Source organism: Streptomyces alanosinicus, from assembly GCF_014650595.1.
In the GTDB taxonomy this organism is placed as follows: domain Bacteria; phylum Actinomycetota; class Actinomycetes; order Streptomycetales; family Streptomycetaceae; genus Streptomyces; species Streptomyces alanosinicus.
Window position 1 is genome coordinate 1 of the sequence record NZ_BMVG01000043.1, and the last position, 18,632, is coordinate 18,632.

The 18,632-nt window shown below is 69.1% G+C and carries 14 protein-coding genes and 3 pseudogenes; 9 read left to right on the plus strand and 8 right to left on the minus strand.

Annotation, left to right across the window (positions count from 1 at the left end; translation table 11 throughout):
• Positions 1-120: 120 nt before the first annotated feature.
• Positions 121-306, minus strand: a complete 186-nt coding sequence (locus IE277_RS39865) for a hypothetical protein (RefSeq protein ID WP_189958632.1) — start codon at positions 304-306, stop codon at positions 121-123.
• A 322-nt stretch (positions 307-628) separates the two neighbouring features.
• A complete protein-coding gene (locus IE277_RS39870) occupies positions 629-2,056 on the minus strand; it encodes an MFS transporter (protein ID WP_189958633.1) in 1,428 nt (475 codons plus the stop codon).
• A gap of 156 nt (positions 2,057-2,212) precedes the next feature.
• On the opposite strand from IE277_RS39870, the gene IE277_RS39875 reads away from it, so the two are divergent.
• Positions 2,213-3,130 carry a LysR family transcriptional regulator gene (locus IE277_RS39875; protein ID WP_189958634.1) on the plus strand — a complete coding sequence of 306 codons (918 nt, stop codon included), beginning with the start codon at positions 2,213-2,215 and terminating at the stop codon, positions 3,128-3,130.
• Between the two features lie 143 nt (positions 3,131-3,273).
• Here IE277_RS39875 and IE277_RS39880 read toward each other — a convergent pair whose 3' ends face one another.
• A complete protein-coding gene (locus IE277_RS39880) occupies positions 3,274-3,609 on the minus strand; it encodes an SGNH/GDSL hydrolase family protein (RefSeq protein WP_189958635.1) in 336 nt (111 codons plus the stop codon).
• Between the two features lie 2 nt (positions 3,610-3,611).
• On the opposite strand from IE277_RS39880, the pseudogene IE277_RS39885 reads away from it, so the two are divergent.
• Positions 3,612-3,746: pseudogene (locus tag IE277_RS39885) on the plus strand (IS5/IS1182 family transposase); the annotation flags it as partial.
• Positions 3,747-3,755: 9 nt separating this feature from the next.
• On the opposite strand, the gene IE277_RS39890 reads toward IE277_RS39885, so the two are convergent.
• Positions 3,756-4,640, minus strand: coding sequence for a LysR family transcriptional regulator (locus IE277_RS39890; RefSeq protein WP_229882326.1), 885 nt, complete (start codon positions 4,638-4,640; stop codon positions 3,756-3,758).
• Between the two features lie 180 nt (positions 4,641-4,820).
• Positions 4,821-5,741 (minus strand): LysR family transcriptional regulator, encoded by a 921-nt coding sequence (locus IE277_RS39895; RefSeq protein WP_189958637.1) that lies wholly within the window; start codon positions 5,739-5,741, stop codon positions 4,821-4,823.
• Positions 5,742-5,968: 227 nt separating this feature from the next.
• On the opposite strand from IE277_RS39895, the gene IE277_RS39900 reads away from it, so the two are divergent.
• The 4 genes and pseudogenes from IE277_RS39900 to IE277_RS49865 all read left to right on the plus strand — a co-directional run.
• Entirely contained in the window at positions 5,969-6,352 is a 384-nt protein-coding gene (locus tag IE277_RS39900) for a VOC family protein (RefSeq protein WP_189958638.1), read from the plus strand.
• A 144-nt stretch (positions 6,353-6,496) separates the two neighbouring features.
• Positions 6,497-8,032, plus strand: a complete 1,536-nt coding sequence (locus tag IE277_RS39905; protein WP_189958639.1) for an MFS transporter — start codon at positions 6,497-6,499, stop codon at positions 8,030-8,032.
• A gap of 249 nt (positions 8,033-8,281) precedes the next feature.
• Entirely contained in the window at positions 8,282-8,422 is a 141-nt protein-coding gene (locus IE277_RS39910; RefSeq protein ID WP_189958640.1) for a recombinase family protein, read from the plus strand.
• A 41-nt stretch (positions 8,423-8,463) separates the two neighbouring features.
• Positions 8,464-8,640, plus strand: a pseudogene (locus tag IE277_RS49865) (recombinase family protein); the annotation flags it as partial.
• Positions 8,641-8,812: 172 nt separating this feature from the next.
• Here the strand turns inward: IE277_RS49865 and IE277_RS39920 are convergent.
• On the minus strand, positions 8,813-11,764 hold the full coding sequence (locus tag IE277_RS39920) for a helix-turn-helix transcriptional regulator (RefSeq protein WP_189958641.1): 2,952 nt from the start codon (positions 11,762-11,764) through the stop codon (positions 8,813-8,815).
• Positions 11,765-11,872: 108 nt separating this feature from the next.
• Between IE277_RS39920 and IE277_RS39925 the strand changes: the two genes are divergently transcribed.
• A complete protein-coding gene (locus tag IE277_RS39925) occupies positions 11,873-13,066 on the plus strand; it encodes an MFS transporter (RefSeq protein WP_229882327.1) in 1,194 nt (397 codons plus the stop codon).
• Positions 13,056-14,396, plus strand: a complete 1,341-nt coding sequence (locus tag IE277_RS39930) for a dipeptidase (protein ID WP_189958642.1) — start codon at positions 13,056-13,058, stop codon at positions 14,394-14,396. The genes IE277_RS39925 and IE277_RS39930 overlap by 11 nt, the downstream gene beginning before the upstream one ends.
• 145 nt (positions 14,397-14,541) lie before the next feature.
• Here the strand turns inward: IE277_RS39930 and IE277_RS48145 are convergent.
• Positions 14,542-15,735, minus strand: a pseudogene (locus IE277_RS48145) (ISL3 family transposase); the annotation flags it as partial.
• A gap of 207 nt (positions 15,736-15,942) precedes the next feature.
• A complete protein-coding gene (locus IE277_RS39945) occupies positions 15,943-16,869 on the minus strand; it encodes an RNA polymerase sigma factor (RefSeq protein WP_229882328.1) in 927 nt (308 codons plus the stop codon).
• Between the two features lie 214 nt (positions 16,870-17,083).
• Here IE277_RS39945 and IE277_RS39950 point away from each other — a divergent pair, with 214 nt between their 5' ends.
• On the plus strand, positions 17,084-18,559 hold the full coding sequence (locus tag IE277_RS39950; protein ID WP_189958667.1) for an alginate lyase family protein: 1,476 nt from the start codon (positions 17,084-17,086) through the stop codon (positions 18,557-18,559).
• Positions 18,560-18,632 lie beyond the last annotated feature (73 nt).

The following is an 18,632-nucleotide window of genomic DNA, read 5'->3' on the forward strand; positions in this document are numbered from 1 at the left end:
TCGGCCGCGGTCAGGTCCGCCGGATCCTGCCGGCCGAGGGTGTGCGCCGGCGTCGCACCCGGTCCTGGACCCGCTCGAAGGACCCGGACTTCGAGGGAGAAGGACCCGGGCCCTCGGCCTCTACACCTGCCCGCCCGAGGGCGCGACGGTCGTCTGCACCGACGAGCTCGGCCCGGTGATCCCCCGCACGTTCCCGCCGGCGCCGGGCTGGTCGCCGGACAGCCACCGCTCAAGTCCGAAGTCGACCACAGCCGTGGGCCGGAGAAGACCTGGGTCCACGGCGCGCTGCGAGTGCGGGACGGACACGAAGTCACCATGACCGCTTCCTCCCGCAACAGTGCTTTGCTTTCTGCCAGGAGAAGGTCGAGGCAGCCGATCCCGCCGGGGGCATCTGTGCCGTCACCGACAACCTGTCCCGGCTCAACCTTCAGGAGGGCTGGTGGCGCATCTTCCGCAAAGCCGCCCTCGCCGGCCAGTCCTTCGCCGGACCACCCGAGATCGAACACGCCACCCGCCTGGCAACATCCCAGCTCAACGCCCGTGCCCGGCCCTGGATATGGGGAAGACCCACACCCTCCCCCCAGGGACTGCGCCGCCGATGCGCGTACTCCGTTTGAGGAATCCAGCACTAGGCCGACTGCTTGTTCCGTCCGATGAAGCCGATGGACAGCAGCAGACCCAGCAGAAGCACCACTGTGGCGGTGATCAGTGCGGTGCGGCTCCCATCCGTGGAGTCGGCGGCGGCGTGCAGCACCGAGCCGAGTGCCGAGACCCCGATGACGGCACCAGTCTGACGTGCGGAGTTCAGCACACCTGACGCGATGCCGACCTGCTCCTTCGGTGTGGCCGAGACCGTCGCCGTCACCAGGGAGGGAATCGCGAAGGACACACCGAAGCCGAAGACCAGCAGGCCGATCCCGATCAGCAGGGTGTGCGCGGTTCCCGTGCCCGTGATGCCGGCCGTCAGAACAGCCGAACCGACCGTCAGGAGTCCGAAGCCCAGAACGGACGGCTTCCGCGGCCCGGATCGCGCGACCAGTCGGCCGGTGTAAATCGGGTTGAAGGCTGTCGGCAGGGTGAGAGGCAGGAAGGCGCAGCCGGCCAGCAGGGCTGAAAAGCCACGCGCCTGCTGGAAGTAGAGGGACATGACGAACAGCAGCCCGGAGAGGCCGAAGTTGACCAGCAGGCCGTTGAGCACACTGGCCGAGAAGGTGGCATTACGGAAGAGCATCAGCGGGAGCATGGGGCCGCGCGGCCCGGCCGGCCGGCCTTCCGCGACCAGGAAGACGGTCCCAGCCACCAGGGCGACGCCGAGCGCCGTCAGCACGGGCTTCGAGCTCCAGCCGAGATTCTCGCTCTGGATCACGCCGAACGTGAGCCCGGCAAGCGCCAGCACCGCGCTGATCTGGCCGGGCAGGTCCACCCCACGGCTGGTGTTCAGCTTGGTCTCGGGCGCGTGGACCCGTGCGATGAGCACGCTGACCAGCGCCACGGGCACGTTGATGGCGAAGATGCTGCGCCAGCCGAGGGCGTCGGTGAGCACGCCGCCGAGGACCGGGCCGGCGGCCAGCGCGGCACCGGTGACGGCCGCCCAGGAGCCGAGTGCGCGGGCGCGCTGAGCCGGGTCGGTGAATGTGGTGGCGATGACGGCCATGGAGGAAGGCAGCAGCGCGGCACCCGCGATGCCGAGCAGGGCGCGCATGGCGATCAACATGCCGAGGTTGGGCGAGAAGACCGTGATCAGCGATGTGAGCAGGAAGGCCCAGGTGCCGACGATGAAGACCCGGCGTCCACCGAAACGGTCGGACAGTGCGCCCATGGTGAGCAGCAGCGCGGCGAATGTCAGGGTGTAGCCGTTGACCACCCACTGCATCCCGGACAGTCCGCCTCCGATGTCGTGACGTATGGCGGGCAGTGCGACATTCACCACACTGGTGTCGAGGAGAACCATGAAGTAGCCGAGCGAGAGCCCGATGAGCAGCAGCCGTCGGCGTGCGGGATTCTCGGCGAGCGTCTCGCTGGAGGCGCCGGAGGCCTGCATGGTTGGCGCAGACATGACACACCTTTCATGGAGCGGCAACGGCCGGATTGAAGAGTGGTGGCCGTCAGAGAGGTTGGACTTAAAGCTTGACAACAGCGAAAGTCGATCGGAAACGGGAGCTTCCGATGGCATCATCGGGAGAACCGATGCCGGCTCCGGGGGGACAGCATCATGCAGCTGCGACAGCTCAGTACGTTCCGCACCGTGGCCGACGCTTTGAACGTCACTCGCGCCGCCGAGCGGCTGAACTACGCGCAGTCGAGCGTGACCGAACAGGTCAAGGCACTGGAACAGGATCTGGGTGTGCTCCTGTTCGAGCGATCCAACCGCGGTCTACGGCTCACCCCGGCTGGGCACCGCCTGGTCGACTACGCCGAGAGAATGCTCTCCCTCGCCGAGGAGGCCAGGGCGGCCGTCACCGAGGTGGGCATTCCCGGAGGAGAGTTGCTGATCGGGGCGCCTGAGACGCTATGCGTCTACCGGCTCCCCTCGCTGCTCACCCGCTTCCGTGAGGACTGCCCGAAAGTGCACGTGGTGCTTCGCCCCGGGAATCGGGAGGAGTGCCGCAGGGGGGTACGTGAAGGAATCATGGACCTCTGTTTCACCTTTGGCGCACCCCCGGACCACCCGGACCTGGAGAGTATGCCGCTTTTGCCGGAACCCGTCGTCGTCGTGGCCCCCAAGGACCACCCGCTGACGCGACGGGAGTCGGTGACCAACTCCGATCTCGCCGGGGTCGACTTCCTTGTGACGGAGACCGGTTGCAGCTACCGGCTGATGTTCGAAGAGGCAGTCGGTTCCGCGCCAGGGCCCCGCCCTCGGGTGGCAGCGGAGCTCACCAGCATCGGCGCCCTGCGGACGTGCGTCGCGGCCGGCATGGGGTGTGCGCTGCTGCCGCAGATCGCCGTGGCCGCGGACCTGGCCCGAGGGGCCGTCGGCCTGGTCCCGTGGCGTGGGCTCCAGTACGAGGCCCCGATCCACGCGACCTGGAGGCGCAACGGACAGCAGGCCCCAGGGCTGCTGCCCTTTCTCGACGCCACCAGGACGTTGCTGGGCCGGCACACCACCGCGCGCCAGGATCGGAGGTAAAGCACTCTTCGGCGTGGACAACCAGACGGGGATACCCGCGCTCTTGGCGTCGCCGGCCGCGCCCTGCATCGCCGCCGCCAGCGTGTCCGCGGTGTCGTCGAGCCGGCCCGCGGAATCCTGGGACAGGCCGAGTGGGCCGATACTCAGGGACGATCCCTGTCCGAGATCAGCGGCAGGTACCCCATCAGGACGATCTTGGCGTTCTGAGCCCTGTCGTGGATCTCCTTCAGGACCTGGGTGATGTCCGGCCGGACGACCTGGTTCATGAGACCCGGAATGGCCGTCTCCAGCGGCTGCCCGACGAACTGCTTGTCCCGGCCGCCGACGCTGTCGTCCAGCTTGTCGAACGTCTCGTCCTTGCGGTTGACGTTGCCCACGGACATCAGACACTTCTGAATGGTCTCGGCGAAGCGGGAGTCGTTGCCGCCGATGGAGATCATGACCAGCGTGGTGTTCCGGTACAGATGGCCCTTGTCCATCTGAGAGGACGTTCGCGTGGCTGCACCAGTTCAAACGCCTGCGCATCCGCTACGAGATACACGCCGACCTCCACCACAGCCTCCACCAACTCGCCTGCTCCTTCATCTGCTTGAGACGACTACGCACCGCATTCTGAAACGATCAGTTAGAGCTCCGGTGTTCCGAGGTCGCGGACGACCTGGGCGAAAGCCCGGATGAGGTCGGTCTCGGCTCCCGTGCGCCACACCAGGCTCCAGTGCAGGTGTGGTGCGTCGTGGAGGGGCAGGTAGATGATGTCGGGGCGGACGTGGTACCGGGTGACATGGGCGCCGAGGCTGTTGAGGGCTTCGCCGACGGCGACGATGGTGTACAGCTCGTCCAAGGTCCCCACGGTGTGGTTGCGTTCGATCGTACGGCCGCTGGGGGTCTGGAACGGGATGAAGGCGTCCTCCCAGTAGTCGGGCAGCGGGCTTGTCGAGCCGATGACGCCGTGGTCCCCGAGCGCTTCGACGGAGACGGACGTCCGGTCGGCCAGGATGTGGTCCCGCGCGGCGAGCGCCACCCGGTGCTCGGTGAACAGGACCGGTCCGACGGTCAGATCGGGTTCCTCGACGGGGGTCCAGGACACCAGGATGTCGACGTCGCCGGACCGCAGCGGGCCGAACGGGTCGATGAACGGGCTGTGGCGGATCCGCAGGCCCCACTGTGGGTGCCGGGAGCGGAAGGTGTCCCAGAACGGGCGCAGATCGTGGGCGTTGCTCGGCATCATGCCGATCCGCAGGACCTCCGTCTTGCCCTGGGCCCCGGTCCTGGCCCGCTCCAGGCTCTGTTGCAGGCCCTGGTAGACGGGCAGGAGGTCGTCGCGCAGCTGCCGTCCCACCGGGGTGAGGGTCACCTGACGGCTGGTGCGCTCGAACAAGGCGGCGCCAATGGTACGTTCCTGCTTCTTGATCGCTTGACTCACCCGGGCGGCCGACACATGCAGACGCTCAGCGGTCCGGCCGAAATGCAGCTCCTGTGCAAGCGTCAGGAATATCTCGATGTCCCGCATTTCCACCTGCGCCCCCCGTCCATGGCCCGTGTCATCATGCGACGTTGCAAGATACGTGGCAGCCCGCAGCCGCGGCCAGCCCACTTGAGTGGTGGGCCGGGATACGGTGTGACGACCTTGGCTGCTTCGGAGTGGATCGGCCCGTCGATGCCGTCCCGGACCATTGGGGAGCGGTTGCGCTCATCGGCGGTGCCCCACGGATCCTGCGAAGCGGCCCGGCCCGTCAGCGGTTTCGAGGACGGTCTGGACGAAGGCCTGGACGGCGACGGTGTTTCCCGTGGCCAGCCAGAAGAGTCCGAACTCGATGGGTGGTGCGTCGTGGAAGGGAATGTAGGCGAGTTCGGGGCGGGCGTAGTACTGGGCCGAGCGGATCGAGGTGGGGCATGCTCCCTTGCCGGCGCCGACCAGGGACAGGGCTTCTTGCCAGGCGACGGTTGCCGGGCCGCGGCGGATGGCCTTGCCGGTGGGGGTATGGCGGGGCAGGTGGAAGTCGAGCCAGTAGGCCGGGGGCCCGCTGATCGTGATCAGCGGGACGGACGCGAGGTCTTCCAGCGAGATCGCTGGGCGCTGCGCGAGCGGGTGGGCGGCGGGCAGGGCGAGTGCGCGCTGGTCGGAGAAGACCACCGGGCCGTTCACGATGTCGGGTTCGTCGGCGGGCAGCTCGGTCAGCTGGAGGTCGAACTCCCCGGAGCGCAGTGATCCGAAGCGGTCGTGGAGCGGCATCTCGATGATCTGGACCTCGCAGTCGGGGTGCACGTTCCGGAAGTTGTCGGCGGCTTTGACGATCAGGTTTCCGCACCAGGCCGCGGAGAACCCGACCCGCAGCACGCCGCTGATGCCGCAGCCGAACGCGGCAGCCCGGGCTATGGCCTGCTGGATCTGCCCGTACGCCGGGAGCAGGTCGTCGCGCAGCTGCCGTCCCACCGGGGTGAGGGTCACCTGACGGCTGGTGCGCTCGAACAAGGCGGCGCCAATGGTGCGTTCCTGCTTCTTGATGGCCTGGCTGACCCGTGCCGCGGTGACATGCAAGCGCTCGGCGGTACGGCCGAAGTGCAGCTCGTCCGCGAGCGTCAGGAATATCTCGATGTCGCGCAGCTCCACCGTGCCCCGTTTCCTCGACCGTTTCGTAAACCTCTGGGTTAACCGACGTTGCAGGATCGGCCGTTGTTCCCTCGTGGCTCAGGGCGAATGCTGGAGTACGCCGCGGAACAGCGCGGCAACCCGTTTGATCTCCTGGGAGGGAACAACACGATGACCCGTACTTGCGTTGTGGCGCAAGGGACCTGGCCGGCGGTCGGAGCCTCGGCGCCCCGGCTGTTGTCGCTCCCGTGAACGTCACCGCCTCGGCCGTGGTGCTGCACGTCGACGACGCGGCCGCCTCCAGCGCCTTCTTCACCACCCACCTGCACTTCAGGGAAGTGGTGTCCGGTGAGGACTACATCTGCCTCGGCCGTGACGACGCGGCCGTCGACATCGTGCTCCTGCAGCGCTCTGCCGAGGCCCCGCCCGGGGACCGGCCGGACCCGAAGGACGTGACCGTGTCGTTCACGGTGACCTCGATCGCCACCGAGTACGACCGGCTGCGCCGCGAAGGTGCCCCCATCACCACCGAACTGCGCCAACAACCCTGGGGCGACTGGGAGTTGCAGCTCACCGACCTGAACGGCGTCGTCGTCGAACTCGTCGAATGGGCTCCGCCGGCCGGAGCCTGACCCGTACCACTGGCACAGGCCCCGTCGGCCGGGTCCTGCCGTACACCGGCCGATCCGCACACCGCGTACGCCTGCCACCACCAACCCCATCCCGCGCGCCGTGCCCGACACCGGGCTGCCCGCGCGCAGATTCCGAGAGAGTCTATGGAAGCGACAGCTACTGCCCGCCACCCCCGTCGTTGGCTGATCCTCGTCGTCCTGTGCCTGAGCACCTTGGTGCTGGTCATCGACAACATGGTGCTCACCGTGGCGGTCCCGACGATCGCGGAGGATCTCAACGCGAGTGCTCAGGACCTCCAGTGGGTCCTCGAGTCGTACATGCTGGTCTTCGCCGGACTCCTGCTCACCGCGGGAAGCCTGTCCGACAAGTTCGGCCGGCGGAAGATGATGATCACCGGTCTCGCACTGTTCGGCGCGGCCTCGGTCGTGGCCATGGAGGCCACCTCGCCCGAGATGCTCATCATCGGCCGTTCCCTGATGGGTGTCGGCGGTGCCCTGGTCATGCCGTCCACCCTCTCCATCCTCATCACCGTCTTCGACGAGGCCGAGCGCCCCAAGGCAATCGCCGTGTGGTCCGCGGTCGCGATGGTCGGCCTGGTCGGCGGCCCCGTCCTGGGCGGCGCGCTGCTCGCCCAGTTCTGGTGGGGCGTCGTCTTCCTGATCAACATCCCGATCGCGATCCTGGCGATCCTGGCCGCGGTGATCCTGATGCCGGAGTCCAAGGGCCCCTGGCGCAAGGCCGACCCGGTCGGCATGGTCCTCTCGGTCGTCGGCATGAGCGCGCTGGTGTGGACGATCAACGAGTTCCCCAAGGGCGGCCTGTCCCACCCGTCCACGCAGATCTCCCTCGCCGTCACCGTCGTCGCCCTGATCGCCTTCGGCATCTGGGAGGCCCGCTCGAAGTCGCCGATGGTCCCGCTCGCCCTGTTCCGCGACAAGGTCTTCACCGGCGCCAGCTTCTCGCTGGTCCTGCTCACCCTCGCCAACGGCGGACTCATGCTGGTCCTGACCCAGTACCTGCAGTTCGTCCTCGGCTACACCCCCACCGAGACCGGCCTCGCCTTCACCCCGCTCGCCGTCGCCACCCTGCTGTTCAACACCATCGGCGCCTCCCTGATCGCCAAGGCCGGCAACCGCGTCATGGCCGTCCTCGGCCTGCTCGTCATCGCCTCGGGCTTCGCGCTCCTGGCCAACCTGACCACCGAATCCGGCTGGGGCGTCCTGGCCGGCGCGATGGTCCTGATGGGCGCGGGCTCCGGCCTTGCGATGCCCGCCGCGATGGCGGCCATGATGGGCGCGATCCCGGACGAGCACGCCGGTGTCGGCTCCGCCCTGAACGACACCATCCAGCAGGCCGGCGCCGCCCTCGGCGTCGCCGTCCTCGGCGCCATCCTCTCCTCCACCTTCACCCACCACATGCCCGACAACGCCCCCGCCCAGGCCCGCCACTCCATCGGCGACGCGCTCGCGGCCTCGGCCCGGACCAAGGACAGCGGCCTGCTGGCCGCCACCCACTCCGCCTTCACCGACGCCATGTCCGCCAGCTTCCTCGTCGGCGCCGCCGGCGTCGTGGGCGCCGCGATCCTGGCCGTCTTCCTCATGAAGGGCAAGGACAAGGACGCCCCGGCCACCGAAACGGCCGACCAGCCCACCGCGGACGCAGTCCTCGCCACCCACTGAACCAACCCAGACACAGGGCAGGGCCCGGGCACAGCAGCCCGGGCCCAGCCCTGCTGGTTGTCCAACTCCCGTCGGTCTGCGGGCGCTGCAGACGGCTCCTCCACCACAGGGGCGGCTTCGGCTCAAACGGCCCCGGCCACCCCGGCTGACGCACCATGTCGCCGCAGGTCGGTCAGGATCAAAAGCTGGTGTCACAACCCCGTATTCAAAAGGCGCACCACGGAGTCAGGTTCTGGGACGGTTATGTGCATGGATCTTGCGTACGCGCGGGTCAGCACCACGGCTCAGGGCCTTGCCCGGCAGATTGACGCGCTCCGTGCCGCCGGAGTCGCCGAGGAGCACATCCACGTCGACAAGCGCACCGGTGCGAACATGGCCGCGACGGCCTGACCGCGCTGCTCGGCTTCGCTCGGCCCGGCGACCGGATCAAGGTGCTGACCTTGGATCGACTCGGCCGCGACATGCGTGAGACCCTCAACCTCGTCCACGACCTCACCGAGCGTGGCATCTTCCTGCGCACTCTGGGCGACATGCTCGCCGTGGACACCAGCGTCCCTGGGCCCGGCACCGACATGGCCATCGCCCTGCCGGCGATGTTCGCGCAGATGGAGCGGATCTACATGCTGGAGCGCGCCGCCGACGCCCGCGCCGCCAAACAGGCCCGTGGTCTGCCGACCGGGTGCCCGGCGAAGCTGAACGCCACCACTCGCGCCGGGGCAGCCCAGCGGATGTCGCCGTTCTTCGGGGCACACCAGAGGGTTGACCGGCTCCTCAGAGCCCTCATGGGTGGGATGGAGGGGGTGGGCTGTGCTGGGCCGTTCGTACGCCGAATGATCGTCCTTCTGGCGGGACAAGTCCGAGGCGGTAGGCGGCGGTGGCGGCCTGGACCCGGCCGGAGACGCCGAGCTTGGCGAGGATGTTGGAGACGTGGACGCTCGCTGTCTTGGTGGAGATGTACAGCTCCTCTGCGATCTCCCGGTTGGTGCGGCCGTCAGCGACCAGGTGGAGCACCTCGTGCTCACGGGGGGTGAGCCCGTGGTGCCGGCCTGGAGAGCGGTGTTCATGTGAAGGGGAGTTCAGTGGAAGCCGGGCCAGCCTGGCCAGCTGCTCGATGTCTGTCAGCAGGCCGCGAGCGCCGAGCAGATCGGCGAGGTGGCGGGCGGTCCGAAGACGGTCGGCCGCCGCTTGCCGGTCGCCGGCCTCTGCCGCCGCCTCCGCTGCTCGCAGGAGCGCCAGGCCTTGCTGATGGGGCTGGTGCAGCTCGCCCCAGGCGGTCGCGCAGCGGTCCCAGGCCGACGGCTGGGACGATCCGCGGACTCGTGCGGTTTCGGCGGTGAAGGTCAGTTGCTGCGCTTGTTGGACCGGCCCGATGACGGGAAGCCCGGCGGCGAGCTCGCGCAGGGCGGCCGGCAGCGTGGGGCTCGCGTGGGCGACTCGTGCACCGAGGACGAGCAGCGGCCACAGATAGCGGGGCGTTGACATGGCCTCGTTCCTGGCCAGTGTTTGCTCCACATGCGCGACGGCTTGTGCTTCGTTGCCCTTGGCGAGTGCCAGGTCCGATGCGAAACAGATCAGCGGGAGGAGGTCTTGGGCGTCGGAGATTCCCCAGCTGAAGACGCCGTAGGCGAAGTCGGCAGCGGATTCGGCCAGCGGGAGATCGCCCCGGGCCAAGGCGATCGAGCCGCGCAGGACCAGGAGATAGGCGCGGAAGCCGGGGGCGGGGGCGAGTTCGAGTGAATGGTCGAGGATCTCGGTCGCTTCGTCCCAGTGTCCTGTCGCGATCAGGGCCTCGGCCACGTTGGCGGCGTGCGTGGGCCCGAAGGTACGCAACAGTCCGGCACGGCTCGCCGCGGCGAGGCCGCGCCGCGCCGATTCTGCGGCCTGCTCGTAGCGACCGGCGCCTTGGAGTACGTCGGCCTCGCAGCGGAACGTGTGCATCAACGCGGCAGGATCGTGGATGCTCTGTGCTTTTGCCCGTGCCTGGGCCAGGTGCGGCAGCTGTCGGTCCAGGTCTCCGGTACGGGCCCGCGCGTAGGCCAGGTTGGTCGAGGCGACCGCCTCGGCCCGGATGTCGCCGGCAGTGTGTGCCGCCCGGATGGCCTCTGTGGCGATGGCTATTCCTTCTTCGTCACACGGGATGGTGAGCAGGCGATGAGTCAAGGTGTTCAGGACGTCGGGCCGGTCCGGGTGTTGTGGTGGCATGATCCGCGCCGCTGTCCGCAGGTCATCGACGGCGCCGGGCTGTCCCAGGGCCTGACGCAGTTCTCCTCGGTGGCGGAGCAACTGCGCGGCGCGCCCGGGACTGTCGGCAGGATCGATGTCGGCGAGTGCAGTGGCGATCAGTGTCATGCCATGACCACCTTCGCCGGACAGCATCGCCGCCTGGATGGCCTTGTCCAGCACGGAGCTTCGGTCGATCCCGAGCCGACGTGCCACGTCGGGTGCCTGATCCCACAGGTCCAGGACCGTCTCCAGGATGCGCGACTGTTCGGCGTATGCCAGTGATGCCTCGGCGCTCTCGGCGGCGTCCCACGCGGCAGCGAATGCCCGTCGCGGGTGTTGCTTGGCCACGGCGTGCCAATGATGGGCCAGCTCAAGTGCGCCACGGCCGGGGGGAGCAAGGTGGGGATGGCGCTGCAACGCCTCGCCATACCGTATGTGCAGGGCAGAGCGCTCGCCGGGAAGCAGCTCCCCCTCGATGACCTCCCGGATCAGTGCGTGTCGGAAGACATAGCTGTCGCCTTCGACGACCAGCAGGTTCGATGCCACGGCGGGCCGCAGCGCGGTGGACAATGCCGGATCGTCGAGGCCGGTGACCTCGGCGAGCAGCGCATGACCGACGCGCACGCCGCCGACAGCGGCGGCACGGACCACGCTCTGGGTCTGCTCTGCGAGTCGCTCCAGTGGTGCGACCAGTAGATCGCGGATCGATGACGGCAGTGGCTCGCCCGGTCCGGCACCACAGGTCAGCAGTGCCTCCACCAGGAGTGGATTGCCTTCGCTTCGCCGGTAGATCGTTTCGCTCAGCTCGGGAGCCGGCGGGTGTCCGAGCAGGCCACGCAGTTGCGTGGTGACCTCGCTCTTGGTCAGTCTGCCGAGGTCGATTCGCTGTGCCCACGCCATGCGCTCCATCTCGGCGAGCAGCCGGCGCACCGTTTGTGCCGGGCCCAGTCGGTCGCCGCGGTAGGTCGCCACTGCCAGCACATCGGGAACGGACTGCTGGTTGCGGATGATGAATCTGAGCAGGTCCAAGCTGGACCGGTCCGCCCAGTGCACATCCTCGACGACGAGGAGCACCGGGGCGCGTTGTCCGAGGGCCTGCAGGAGCGCAAGGAACTGTTCGAACAGGCGAGCGCGGGCGAGGTCGGTCTCGTCCGCGGAGTCCGGGCGGCCCAGGCTGGGCAGCAGTCGTCCGAGCTCGCCCGCCTCACCGTTCGGCAGCATGTTGCGGACTTCTTCCAGACCGATCGTGCGGACCAGCTCGCGCAATATCGCGGTGAAGGGGGCGAACGGCAGGCCGGTCTCGCCCATCTCCAGGCATGCGCCGGTGAGTTGCCAGGCTGACGCCGGCAGCTGTGCCGCGAACTCGGTGACCAGGCGGGACTTGCCCACGCCGCCCTCTCCGGCGATCAGTACGGCGGACGGCCGGCCGCCGCAGGCGCGTTGGAATGCTTCGGTGAGCGCGGTCAGCTCTTCCTCTCGCCCTGCCAAGACGGTGCTGGTCGTAGCCATGGCTCCAGTTTTTCAGATCGCGGTAAGCGCTCGTGGTGAGGATCTAAGGCGGTCGCATAAGGCAGTTCTACGATGCGGAGCCGCCGCGGCCACGGCGAGTCTTGGGCCGTGACCGTCTCCGATACCGGCCTGTCGAGCACGACGGCCTCCCGGCTGATCGCCGGCCGCCAGATGATCCTGCTGCTGCTTGTGTCATTCGGTTCGTTTTTCGGCTTCTACCTGCTGCTCTCGGTCGTTCCTCTGTATGCCGCCGCGGGCGGGGCCGGTGCGAGCGGTGCCGGCGCCGCAACCGGCGTCATGATGCTTGCCACCGTCCTGATGGAGTTGGCGGTGGCCCGTCTGGTGGCGGGATTCGGCTATCGGACGGTGGCATCAGCAGGCTTGCTGATGCTCGCCGCCTCAGCGGCCGCACTCACCCTCTCTGAGCGCATGCCGCTGGTACTCGCCGTGTGTCTGCTCCGTGGAGCGGGCCTGGCGATCGTGGCCGTGGTCGGCCCCGCACTGACTGCCGAGCTGGTGCCCGTGGAGCGTCGAGGTGAAGGACTCGGCCTGTACGGCGTGGCGGTCGGGGTACCTGCCGTGATCGGGCTGCCGCTGGGCGTGTGGCTCAGCAGCCACCTCGGCTTTCACCTCGTCTTCCTGATCAGCGGGGGAGTATCTGTTGCCACCCTGGTCGCAGCGCTCGGCCTGCCGGCTCAGCAGGGACGCAGCGAACGTCATGGCAGGATGCTGGGCGGCCTTCGCGGCAGTGGGCTCGTCCGGCCCGCGGTGATCTTCGCCGCCTTCACGGTGGTGGCCGGCGTGGTGGAGACCTTCTTGTCGTTGGCCATGCCCGCCGCGGTCCGCGCGTGGGTTCCCCTCGCCCTCCTGGCGCAGACCGCCATCACCCCCTTCGCACGCTGGGGGGCAGGACGCCTGGGCGACCGCCGGGGCTCCGGACCGCTTCTCGTCCCCGCGGTGCTCACCGCGGCCATCGGCACGGCGGGGCTGGTGTGGGTGGCAAGCCCCATCGCGGTCATCGCGGGGATGGCGCTGTTCGGGATCGGGTTCGGCATCGGCCAGAACGCGACCCTGGCGCTGATGTTGGAGCGCGTCCCACCGACCGAGTTCGGCAAAGCCAGTGCGCTGTGGAACCTCGCCTTCGACGGCGGTTTCGGCATCGGAGCCGTCGGCTTCGGCCTGCTGAGCGCACCGGTGGGCTATCCGACCGGATTCGCCGTGACCGCACTGGTGCTCGTCGTCGCGATCGCCCCTGCGTGGCGTGATCGCAGAGGAGGAAGGAAAGCCAACCATGCATCATGACCTTCGCCAGGCTGTGCGCCGGGTGCTGCCCGCCGTCCGGGCAGACCTCGAAGCACTGGTCCGGATCCCCTCGGTCAGCGCCGACCCCGACTCCTTCGACGAGGTGCGCCGCTCCGCCGAGATGACAGCCCGCCTGTTCCGCGGCATCGGCTCCCCGCAGGTCGAGATCCTGGATGACATCGAAGGCGGTCAGCCGGCAGTTCTCGCCCGCTATGCCGCCCCGCCCGGTCAACCCACCGCATTGCTGTACGCCCACCATGACGTGCAGCCCGCCGGCGATCTCGCAGGGTGGTCCAGCCCGCCCTTCCAGCCGACCGAACGTGACGGGCGTCTGTACGGCCGCGGCACCGCCGACGACAAGGCCGGCATCGCCACGCACCTCGCCGCACTGCGCGCCTACTCCGGCCGACCGCCCATCGGCGTGACCGTGCTTGTCGAAGGGGAGGAAGAAACCGGATCACCGAACCTCAGCACCTTCCTCGACCGCCACCGGGACAAACTCAACGCCGACGTCATCGTGCTCGCTGACGCCGACAACCTGACCACCGGCACGCCCTGCCTCACCACCGGCCTGCGCGGGATCGCCGCCTGCGTGGTGGAACTGCGCGCCCTGAAGAGCGGCGTGCACTCCGGCATCTACGGCGGAGCCGCCCCGGACGCACTGACCGCGTTGTGCCGACTCCTCGCCACGCTCCACGACGAGCAGGGCAACGTCACCGTCGAAGGCCTCGGCACCGCGACGGCACCCGCCGACAGCCTCTCCGAGACCGGATTCCGAGCCGAGGCCGGTCTCCTCGACGGCGTTCACCTCCTCGGACGCGGCAGCATCAGCGAGCGGCTCTGGGCCAGGCCGGCGGCCACCGTACTCGCGATCGACGCCACCCCCGTGGACACCGCGTCCAATACGCTCGCCCCCACGGCCAGAGCGAAGGTCGGACTACGGGTCGCACCGGGCGACGATGCAGTCATGGCAAGACGGGCCCTCGCCCGCCATCTGCGGCACCACACGCCCTGGGGACTGCACATCACCGTCACCGAGGGCGAGTCCGGCCAACCGTTCCTCGTCGACGCGCAAGGCCCGGCATTCGACGCCGCCCGCAAGGCCTACCGCCAGGCCTACGACAAAGATGTCCTCGACATCGGTTCCGGCGCCTCCATCCCCTTCATCGCCGCGTTCGCCCACGCCTACCCCGACGCGGCAATCCTGATCGCCTCCGCCGGAGCCGACGGCGACTCCCGCGCACACAGCGAGAACGAAAGCCTGTACCTGGCCGACTTCGAACGCGCCTGCCTCGCCGAGACCCTGCTCCTCACCGAACTCAGACAATGACCGCGACCCGGCGAACTGCCCGACAGTGCACGGTAGTTTGCCGAGTCGATCTCGTGGGAGATGCCGCTCACGGGCCCGGACCGCGGCCCATGGTCTGTAAAAGGAACGGCTCTGTCCCGTAATCGGTGGTTGCGCCCTGTGGCGGTCACTGGAGCAGGATGCGGTGGCGGAGGAGGGCGAACCCGGCTCGGCCGTGTATCTGCCTCGTGATCCTTTTGGTGCGGGTGTTGACGCCTTCGGTGCGGCCGCTGTGGTGCGGGAGGGTGAGGCCTGCATCGACGGCGGCGCGGTCGGGTTCGAGACCGTTCGCGAAGGCGTGTAGGTGGGGAAGGCCAACGGCGCGGACGGCTGCCATCCACTGGGTGAGCTTGGCGTCGTTGCTGGCAGCGGGGGTGAGGAGTTCGGCGAACCGCCGGACGAGTCGGGTGAGTTCGGTCATCTCGGGGCAGGCGGCGGTGTGCTCCGCCAGGAGGTTCGCGTCTCTGTCCCGCAGGTTGTCGGGACGAGTGAGGAGAAGACGGGCCAGACGACGCGGGGTGGTGATGGGTCGGTCGCCCTCGGCCCGTCCCTGAGTGATGTAGCGGTAGAGGAGGTTGAGACTGCCGGTGTAGCCCAGCTCCTGGATCTTCCCGAACAGCTGCATAACAGGGACGGCAGGGTCGGCTGCCCGGCGGGCGCGAAGATGATCGCGGTAAGAGTCGACCAGGGTGGGCCGGTAGCGCGGGGCCCGGCGCAAGAGCTCGGGTTCGCGGGTACGGGCGTAGTGTTTGACGGTATTCAGGGCCAGGCCCATTCGGCGGGCGCACGGCCGGGCGGGGCGTGTTGGCGGTGACCCAGCAGGCGCTGTGGGAGCGGACCTCGGGCGGCGTCGTGTCGCAGAGGTTCTTCCACAGGAGCCAGCGGTCGCTGACCTGCACCGCTTCGGGCAGAGCCCTGGGTACGCCCTCGCCGCAGGCGCCCGAGCCATCGCGGCAGACGATCTTGACGCCGGGGTGCTCGCGCAGCCACCGTTCCAGGGCGTCGGCGGCACGGCCCGGGAGGACGTCGATGCGCTCGCCAGTCTCGGTGTCGGTCAGGACGGTGGCGTAGCGGTGGCGGCGCTTGAGCGTGAAGTCATCGACGCCAAGCACACGCGGCACTCGCGGTGCGGGTAGCGCACGCCCGCCCGGACCGCCAACTCCTTGACCACTGAGCCCAGTTGGCCCGCGAGTCGCGTTGTACGGCGCTGATATCGCTCCAGCAGACCGGGGACCTGCTCGCGGAAAGTCTGCCGCGGACAGCTCAGCACGGTGCAGACCAGGCGCCGCACCTGCATCGACACCAGGGTCGTCGACCGATCGCAATGAGTGCCGCCCCGAAAGCCTCGCGGTTGTTGTCGCTCTCGGGGCTGGGGACGGGGTCGGGCTCGGGCTCGGTGACGTGGACGCCCTCGGGGCCGACGAGACGGCCGGGGCGGTGCGCGTCCACGGGGACGCGGCGGCGGAAGACGGATTCGGCTCGTTCGACGGCGTGGCCGTGTACCAGGCCACCGCGGCAGCCGTGAGTATCACGGCACCCGTGGCCGTCGCCGCCACCGGTTTGGCGGCCAGTCTGCTGAGCCGTCGCGCCACCCGCCGTGCGCCGTATGCGCGCCCGCACTCGCCGCCCCCGCGGCCGATCCTGTCGCCAGGACCTTGCCCAGTACCAGTCCGGCCAGACCGATCGGCACAGGCACCAGCGCGAGGCCGCCCAGCAGCCCCTCCGCCGGAACCAGGTCGGACGCGCTGAGCAGGCACTTCGGGCAGTCGCGGACGTGGCGTGTCAGCCACTTGCGCCACAGCGCGGACGGCCGTCCGTCCCAGGAGGTGAGCGCGGAGGCCAGTTCCGTGCAGCGCGGTGAGGCGGTCACGGCCCGGACCACTGCGCGTGCGGTCTCCAACCGTTCCTTGATGCGTTGGACGCGCACTGCGGCATGCTGCGGGGTGAGGTCGCAGGCTGTCGCGAGTTCGGCGCGGGTCAGATCACCGGCGGCCTCCAGCCACCACAGCGCGAGCATCTCGCGCTCCTCGCTCTCCAGCCAGCGGGTGGCCTCCACGGCTTCACGCCGCTGGCCGGACAGCGCCAGCCGCAGAATCGTCAGATCGGCGAAGTCGGCCTGCGGATCCGCCTCGTTGGCGGATTCCTCCAGCGGTTGTGCCATCGCCTGGGTCCGCCCGCTGCGCCACCGGTCGCGGATCTGCGGCATGGTGATGGCGACCAGCCAGGACCGGAACCGATCCGGCCGCTCCAGACCGGGCAGCCCTTCCAGGACCCGCATCATGGTTTCCTGGACCACGTCGTCGACGTCGCTGTGCCCGTCCAGCGCCCGGCCGACGATGTCGTAGACCAGCGGAAGACAGTCCCGTACCAGCTGTTCCGACGCCTGCCGGTCCCCGGCTCGCGCCGCCAGGACGACAGCGACGTCCTGCCGGTACTGAACGTCCTGTGCGCGCACCCGCTTCCCCTTCTTCCGTTGGCGTGCGGCCGTGCCGATGTGTCGCGGGGCGACAGTGTGCCAGAAGCGGGCCGGGCGGATTCCGGGAGTCGGTCCCGGCTGAATTTCGTCGGCGGTTTGTTGTGATGCGCGATCGGCCCGCACGTCTTCTGTACGTAAGACCCGAACCGACAGGAGCCCAGAAGTGCCAGTGAGCCAGGACAACACCGGACCGATGATGAACCGGCGCGGGATACTGCGGATGACGGGCGCCTTCGCGGTCGTCGGCCTCGGGACGGCCACCGCGGGCGGCGCTCCCGCCGACGCGGCCGAGGCGCTTTCCTCGTCCGCCAGAGCGAGGGGCGGCCTGGTCCACCCGGGAATGCTGCACACCCAGGCCGACTTCGACCGGATGGCGGCCAAGGTGAAGGCGGGCGCGGCGCCGTACAAGGCGGGCTACGCGGTGCTGGCGGCCAATTCGCACGCCCAGAGCACCTGGAAGCCCAACCCGCTGGCAAGGGTGGTGCGCGGCGGCGACGGCACGAACGTCGGCACGCTGTACCACGATGTGCACGCCGCCTATCAGAACGCCCTGCGCTGGAAGGTCACCGGTGACAGGGCCCACGCGGACGCCGCCCGCGAGATCCTCAACGCCTGGTCGGCGAAGCTCACCGCGCTCGACGGCAACGCCGACCGGTTTATCGCGGCGGGCCTGCACGGCTACCAGTTCGCCAACGCCGCCGAGATCATGCGCGACTATCCGGGCTTCGACCTCGCCCGCTTCCAGAAGATGCTGGTCGACGTCTTCTACCGGCAGAGCAGCGACTTCCTCGCCCACCACAACGGCGCCTACGTCACCAACTACTGGGGCAGCTGGGATCTGCTGAGCATCGCGTGCGTGCTGGCCACCGGTATCCTCTGCGACGACCGGGCCAAGGTCGACGAGGCGGTCACCTACTTCAAGTCGGGCAAGGGCAACGGCTCCGTCAAGAACCTCATCCCGCACATCCACCCGGGCGGCCTGGGCCAGTGGGTGGAGGTCGGCCGCGACCAGGGGCACGCGACCCTGGGTGTCGGCCTGGCCGGCGCCATCGCCGAGATGGCCTGGAACCAGGGAATCGATCTGTACGGCTACGACGACAACCGTCTGCTGAAGGGCTTCGAGTACGTCGCCAAGTGGAATCTCGGCCATGACGTGCCCTACACCGCCTGGATGTGGAATTACGGCGCCCCGGGTGTCTGGAGCGGATCGCAGAACCTGACCGCCCCGTCGGCGGACAGCCGGGGAGCGCGCCGCCCGATCTGGGAGTCGATCTACCACCACTACGTCAACCGCCGTGGCCTCGACGCCCCGTATGTGACCGAGTACGCGAAGATGGTCCGTCCCGAGGGCGGTGGCGGGAACTACGGCGAGGGCGGCGGCTTCGACCAACTCGGCTTCGGCACCCTGGCCTTCACCCGCCCCAAGGCGATCGTCCCCGCCGGTGCACCGGTCCCGTCGCAGGGCACGACCGCGGGCACGGCAACCGCGCCGGCCGCGGGGCGGCCCGCCACCGACGGGTCCGGGGGGCCTCGGGCGCAGGGCGGTAAGGGGGATGACCTGGCGGCGACGGGGACGGGCGAAGTCGCAGCCGTGGCCGCCACCGGAGTGCTGGCCATCGCGGGAGGCATCATTGCCCTGCGCCGTAGAGGCGCCCGCGACAGCGGCTGACCGGGCCCCACGCCCACCCGGAAGCGGTGACCGGACTCGCACACGCAACCTCTGCCGGTCCGGGGCTCGGCCA

Bases quoted from the DNA above. Each gene is read 5' to 3' on its own strand.
- IE277_RS39905 (WP_189958639.1), top strand. From the start codon at position 6,497: ATGGAAGCGACAGCTACTGCCCGCCACCCCCGTCGTTGGCTGATCCTC.
- IE277_RS39890 (WP_229882326.1), bottom strand. From the start codon at position 4,640: ATGCGGGACATCGAGATATTCCTGACGCTTGCACAGGAGCTGCATTTC.
- IE277_RS39875 (WP_189958634.1), top strand. From the start codon at position 2,213: ATGCAGCTGCGACAGCTCAGTACGTTCCGCACCGTGGCCGACGCTTTG.
- IE277_RS39870 (WP_189958633.1), bottom strand. From the start codon at position 2,056: ATGTCTGCGCCAACCATGCAGGCCTCCGGCGCCTCCAGCGAGACGCTC.
- IE277_RS39920 (WP_189958641.1), bottom strand. From the start codon at position 11,764: ATGGCTACGACCAGCACCGTCTTGGCAGGGCGAGAGGAAGAGCTGACC.
- IE277_RS39950 (WP_189958667.1), top strand. From the start codon at position 17,084: ATGATGAACCGGCGCGGGATACTGCGGATGACGGGCGCCTTCGCGGTC.
- IE277_RS39930 (WP_189958642.1), top strand. From the start codon at position 13,056: ATGCATCATGACCTTCGCCAGGCTGTGCGCCGGGTGCTGCCCGCCGTC.
- IE277_RS39910 (WP_189958640.1), top strand. From the start codon at position 8,282: ATGGATCTTGCGTACGCGCGGGTCAGCACCACGGCTCAGGGCCTTGCC.
- IE277_RS39880 (WP_189958635.1), bottom strand. From the start codon at position 3,609: ATGGACAAGGGCCATCTGTACCGGAACACCACGCTGGTCATGATCTCC.